The organism is Kitasatospora sp. NPDC098663, assembly GCF_044760075.1.
GTDB lineage: Bacteria > Actinomycetota > Actinomycetes > Streptomycetales > Streptomycetaceae > Kitasatospora.
The window spans coordinates 1-4,974 of sequence record NZ_JBIWAP010000115.1 but is presented as its reverse complement, the minus strand read 5'-3'; the positions used below and the strand labels follow the sequence as shown (position 1 = coordinate 4,974).

Annotated in this window: 7 protein-coding genes; 5 read left to right on the top strand and 2 right to left on the bottom strand. The window is 70.0% G+C overall.

Annotated elements, in window-relative coordinates; all coding sequences use genetic code 11:
• Positions 1 to 297: 297 nt before the first annotated feature.
• From ACIQVZ_RS42210 to ACIQVZ_RS42200, 3 genes are read left to right on the top strand one after another with little or no spacing between them, the layout of a single operon-like run.
• Entirely contained in the window at positions 298 to 480 is a 183-nt protein-coding gene (locus ACIQVZ_RS42210) for a hypothetical protein (RefSeq protein WP_402458444.1), read from the top strand.
• A complete protein-coding gene (locus ACIQVZ_RS42205) occupies positions 467 to 865 on the top strand; it encodes a hypothetical protein (protein ID WP_402458441.1) in 399 nt (132 codons plus the stop codon). Before ACIQVZ_RS42210 ends, ACIQVZ_RS42205 begins: the two co-directional genes overlap by 14 nt.
• A gap of 14 nt (positions 866 to 879) precedes the next feature.
• A complete protein-coding gene (locus tag ACIQVZ_RS42200; protein WP_402458439.1) occupies positions 880 to 1,854 on the top strand; it encodes a hypothetical protein in 975 nt (324 codons plus the stop codon).
• Between the two features lie 756 nt (positions 1,855 to 2,610).
• On the opposite strand, the gene ACIQVZ_RS42195 is transcribed toward ACIQVZ_RS42200, so the two are convergent.
• Both ACIQVZ_RS42195 and ACIQVZ_RS42190 read right to left on the bottom strand, forming a co-directional pair.
• Positions 2,611 to 2,922 carry a hypothetical protein gene (locus ACIQVZ_RS42195; RefSeq protein WP_402458436.1) on the bottom strand — a complete coding sequence of 104 codons (312 nt, stop codon included), beginning with the start codon at positions 2,920 to 2,922 and terminating at the stop codon, positions 2,611 to 2,613.
• Between the two features lie 109 nt (positions 2,923 to 3,031).
• Complete coding sequence (locus ACIQVZ_RS42190) at positions 3,032 to 3,211, bottom strand: hypothetical protein (protein ID WP_402458434.1); 180 nt, start codon at positions 3,209 to 3,211, stop codon at positions 3,032 to 3,034.
• A 1,018-nt stretch (positions 3,212 to 4,229) separates the two neighbouring features.
• On the opposite strand from ACIQVZ_RS42190, the gene ACIQVZ_RS42185 reads away from it, so the two are divergent.
• Together ACIQVZ_RS42185 and ACIQVZ_RS42180 are read left to right on the top strand one after the other, a co-directional pair.
• Positions 4,230 to 4,466, top strand: coding sequence for a DUF397 domain-containing protein (locus tag ACIQVZ_RS42185; RefSeq protein ID WP_402458447.1), 237 nt, complete (start codon positions 4,230 to 4,232; stop codon positions 4,464 to 4,466).
• A gap of 96 nt (positions 4,467 to 4,562) precedes the next feature.
• A partial coding sequence (locus ACIQVZ_RS42180; protein ID WP_402458431.1) for a helix-turn-helix domain-containing protein occupies positions 4,563 to 4,974 on the top strand: 412 nt, incomplete at its 3' end.

The window sequence follows — 4,974 nt, the reverse complement described above, 5'->3', positions numbered from 1 at the left end:
CCGCTGAGATTCGGCCGAGCTGGCGCTGCTTGGCGCCGGTCTTCGTTCCCACGCTCCTCGCCCCCCAGAGCCGCGTGATCCCGGGAGCGCACCGGATGAAGGGCCGAGCGATGCACCGGGCGATCCGACCGCCGGTATCACCTCGGTCGCGTTCGCGCCGTTCACCGGCCCGTACAGGGGGCCGGGAGCCGTCACCGCGCCGTCCGCGGTGACGGCTTCGCGGACCCGCTCCCGCGAGCGACGGGCCCGGTAGGCGGCCTGCCTGCACCGGGAGCTGCAGAACTTCGAGTCCCGACGGTGACGATGACCGAGGACGAAGCGGCGGTCGCACGACGGGCAGCGCACCACCCGCTCGCCCTCCTCGCCGCCGACCAGGGCCAGCCCGATGCGGATGGCCTCCGCTATGTGGTGCCGCCGCCGGCGGGCGGCTTCCGCGGATGTCAGAGGGCGTTCGTAGGCTGCGCCCGTGAATATTGGTGATCTTGAATGGCAGTCGACGTACCACGACGGGCCCCTGCGAATGGTGCGGGCCCTGCTCGAACAAGGGCATGTGGATCTGGTGGTCGGGGCTGCGCGAGAGCGCGAGGACTGGTTCTGGGCGAAGGCTGCGGTCGACGCGCTGTGTGCGGCGGGGGAGTTCGAGCAGGCCATGGAACTTGTCCAGCCGTTCGCGGAGGCGGGTTGGCAACCTGCGGTGTGGAAGTCGGCCCACATCCTGGTCGGATGGGGCCGGGTGGAGGAGGGTCTCGCGCTGGTGCGCCCAGACGAACGAGAGCAGGAGGATGAGTGGAAGTGCCACGACTTCGCCGAGCTGCTGGTCAAGGCTGGCCGGGTGGAGAGGCGATCACGCTCCTCGAACCACTGATCGGTAAGGACTGGTTGCTGAACTTCCTGGTGGAGGTGACCTGTGGGCAGGGCCGGGACGAACGGGTCCTGGAGCTGGTCGCCCCGTTCGCGGACGAGGCCGGAAGGGCCGGGGTCGAGTGCAGGTACCACCATTCAGACCAGGCGCTGGCGCTGCATGCCCAGGTCCTGGAGCGCATCGGCCATGTGGACGACGCGGTTCGGATACTTGCCTCGGCCGTTGCCGAGGGCCGCTACTCCACGCAGAACACGCTGATCGCCCTCGCGGAGTTGCTCGCGCGACACCGGCGGGTCGACGAGCTGCGCCTTCTGGCCGCGGCCGAACCTGCAGCCGTCCTGGGCCACTACGCGCGGATGCTGGAGGACGTGGGACAGCTACAGGAGGCCGAGGCCGTTCTCCGCGAGTCCATCGCCACCCACGACCACCCCGCCCACCGTGCGGATCTCATGGACCTGTTGAAGCGACAGAACCGCCTCGACGAGGCCGTTGAGGTGGGACGACCGACCTACGACTACTACGACTGCTGGAACCTCGTTCATTCGGCCGTGCAAATGCTGGACGAGAACGGCAGGCCCGGACGGGCGGCGGAGCTCCTGGAGGAGTACAGCGCCGAGTACGTCCAGGAACACCGATGGTGGATCCTCCCCACCAGATGGGCACTGATGGGGAAGTCCGGTCGCTGCCGGGAGGCTATCGCGGAGATCACGGCACTGCCGGGCGAGGAACGTGAGGAGTGGGTGACCGTGCTCTCCTCCATGCTGGAACTCGACGGCCGCGTGGACGAGGCCGTGGAACTGCTCCGTTCCACCAGCACCGCGTCCGCCATAGAGGAACTGGCCGATCTCCTGGTCCGGCAGCGTCGGCCCGCCGAGGCCCTCGCAGCCGCCCCAACCTTGGCCGCCTACCGCGAGCAGCAGGAGCGCAGGCAAGCAGCCTGGGCAGGCACAGCGGTGAACGCAGACGGATACAGCACAGAACCTCCGTTCTAACCCCTGGGGACCGCCTTTCAACACGTTGATTTGACAGGGAACAGACCCGGTCGGTGTACAGCTTGGTCGACAGCTGGGTGCCGCAGCCACCGAGCAGCAGGCCGCACCAGAAGGTGTCGGCCGCGTGCTCCTGGCGGAAGGCGTCCAGTGCGATCGCTTCCATCGGCAGGATCAGCGGAACGTCCGATGTGGCTCCGCTCAGCACCGCCGTCTGAATTCGCCGCTTGTCACCCGGCAACGACGACCCCTAACTGGCCTTTGGTCGTGGACAGTTCATCGCCCCACCGAGACCCGCTCCCAGGAGGACCAACGCGCGTATCGGCTCCGGGCCGAATCGGCGGGGCGCGCCGTCATGGCGGTCCGGCCGGCGATCTGTCTGGACGTCACCTTCGGGCCCGAGCGGCGCTACGCTGGATAGCGCAGTTCCCCGGGGCACTGGCGGTCCGGCCGTCCCCCCGGCGGCACTCGGCGCCGCGAGGGCCGCCAGGATCGTCCAGGGTCACGTACTGGGGCACGCTGCCGCGAGCGGCCCGGCCCGGCCGGGTCCTGGGTACGCGCCGACTGCGGTGACTCGGACGACGGGGGTGTCGGTCACTGCCGGTCTCCGTCCTGGCCTGGCTCCGCGTGGGCGGTTCCGAGACGCTCGTTCATCTCGCGGAGGGTGGGGAACCTGGGGGCTTGGCCGGCGATGCTGAAGCGCTTGTTGCCGGAAGTGGTCGGCTCTTCGCCGGGGAACTTCGGCGGGGTGCTGGTCGGTTACTTGGGGTCTCCGTTCTGGCTGAGCACCTCGCGGGCCACAGCGAGGGCGTGGCTGAGCTTGGCGGAGATGTGCGGGCCACGCCGGATCTCGAAGCGTTCGGCGTAGACGTCGAGCCACTTGGCGAGCGGGCCGTCGCCTGCGGGCCCGCACGCAGCGTCACCGGTCTCCCACCACTCGGTGCAGGCCCGCCCGTACTCCCCGTCCGGACGAGTCTCGGTGACCCGCCACGTCGGTGTCGGCCCGGGCGGGACGGGAGCCGGGGACGTGCCGCTGCTCCAGCGGGCGGAGAGGGGGTGGTCGGTCGGCATGCGCTGCTCCAAGAAGGGTGGTCGGTCGAGCGCCGGGGCGGCGCGTCCCCGCGACGGCGGGGAAAGAGGACCGGCCGCTCGGTTGTCGGGCGGCAGGGTGGGCGGTTCGTCAGCCGGCGGCCGGGGGCCGGGCGGCGGCGCGGGCGGCCTTCTCCTTCTCTCGCAACCACTTGTGCCGTGGCACGTCCTCGGGCCTCTCCCGCTCCCACTCCTCCTGCTGGTCCAGCACGGTGACCGCGGCTCCGGCGGCGGCGGCCGTGGCCCGGGCGTAATCCAGGGCGCTCGCCACGGCCCCGAGCACCGCGCTGGCGAAGGCGGGCGAGGTGCGGTCGGCATCGGCGGCGACGTACGCGACGGGGAACCCGGCCTCCGGGCGGGGGTTGGGAGTCGTGGAACGGGGCCCCGGTAACGAGCAGGCCGGACGGGGCGGGCAGGACGTCCTCGGTGAACAGTAGGGGCACGGTCCGGTCGACGGCGACGGCGCGTACGGCGTCGACTACGGGGCGCCGAGGACGAACGTGGCTCCAGCGGCGACTCGGCGGTCCTCGGCCGCGAGGCTCGCTCGATCCTCTGCTGGCGGGGCAGCACCGCCCAGGAGGCCGGGCAGAGGTGAGGGTGGTCAGTCTCCCCGAAGCGGCGGTACAGGTCCTGGCCATCCGCCGAGCGCAGAAAGCGCAGGTGGTCCGACCGGAAACCGGCGGCCAGGTCGGGGAGGTGAGCCATGGTTGGACCGTAGATGCGTCAACGGGCCCGCGTCCACGGCCGGTTCTGCTGCGGCCGCCCGGGCTGTCGGCTCTGGGGGAAGTGGCTGGACGCACCTTGGTGGTGGCGCGCGGTCGGTCCCAGAGCCGACAGGTGCGCTGGGCCGCTTTGCCCGGTCGCCGTCGGTGTTGCCGACGTCGGGCTGCCCAGATCCACGACCCCCGGACCGGGCCGGTGCCCGCGGCCTGTCGACAGGGCCGGCCCCGGGCGGGCCAGGGGCGCCGCCGGCCTCTTCTTCCGGGCAGCCGGTTGAGCCCAATAACGACTTCGGATGGTGATTCGCATCCTTCAAACGGGTTCCGCAATGAAGATCCAATGGGTGGGATCATAGTTCCGTCATAGATGTGCAAAATCCGGCCGCGTTCACCTGATTGTGTAGTGGCGCTTTCCGTCGGCGACGGTGAATGATTCTTCTCGCCCGGTCTGCGAAATCCCGCACGGGATTTCGCAGACCCCCCGACAGGGGCCTCCCGTTGATACGACCAGCAGGACCGGGGGCGTCGTTCGATCATGAAAGAGAGCTCACGGTGGAGATCTTCAACGGCATGCCGGCGGACACCATCGAGGCCAAGGGCCCCTGGCAGAAGGCCAGTCGCAGCGTGAGCAGCGGGTCCTGCGTGGAGTTGCGCGCGCTGGACAACGGCGCCGTGGCGATGCGCAACAGCAGGCACCCGCAGGGTCCGGCCCTCCTGTTCACCCGGGCCGAGATCGCGGCCCTGTTGGACGGCGTTCGGAGCGGGGAATTCGATCACCTGGCGGTGGGGTCTTCGGTTGACGCCTGATTTCCGGCTTAGCTGAATGGTGTGACGGCCGGGTCCCCTTGTGTCAAACTCATCCGGACAGAGTAAGGATTGGGATAAAGCGAACTGGGGGGCCCGATGGCCGTCGACTCGATCATTTCCAGCCGCGGGGGCGGCGCGGACCGGCCGTGGGCGGAGGCGGGACTGCTCCTGGGTGCCCACCTGGAGGTCGCGCGCGGGCGCCGCAAGCAGAGCGAGGTGGTGGCGGTGACCAACAAGCGGGTCAGCACCTCCTACTACAGCCGCCTCGAACGCGGCGATGTGCGGATCGACAAGCCGTACACCGTGTCCATCGTCCTGGACGCCCTGAAGGTCCCGCCGGGCGACCACCGCGACCGGCTGATGGCCCTCGCGGTCGCCGCGTCGAAGGAGGGCTGGGCTTCGAGGTTCCGCAGCGGGCACCGCGAGGTGGTGCCCGACTCCATGCTCCGGCTGACCTCGCTGGAGGAGGCGGCCACCGAGCTCTTCGTGGTGGACCGTAACGCGATTC

Excerpts from the sequence above, each read along its gene's own strand:
- ACIQVZ_RS42195 (WP_402458436.1), bottom strand. The coding sequence starts at position 2,922 with ATGCCGACCGACCACCCCCTCTCCGCCCGCTGGAGCAGCGGCACGTCC.
- ACIQVZ_RS42185 (WP_402458447.1), top strand. The coding sequence starts at position 4,230 with ATGCCGGCGGACACCATCGAGGCCAAGGGCCCCTGGCAGAAGGCCAGT.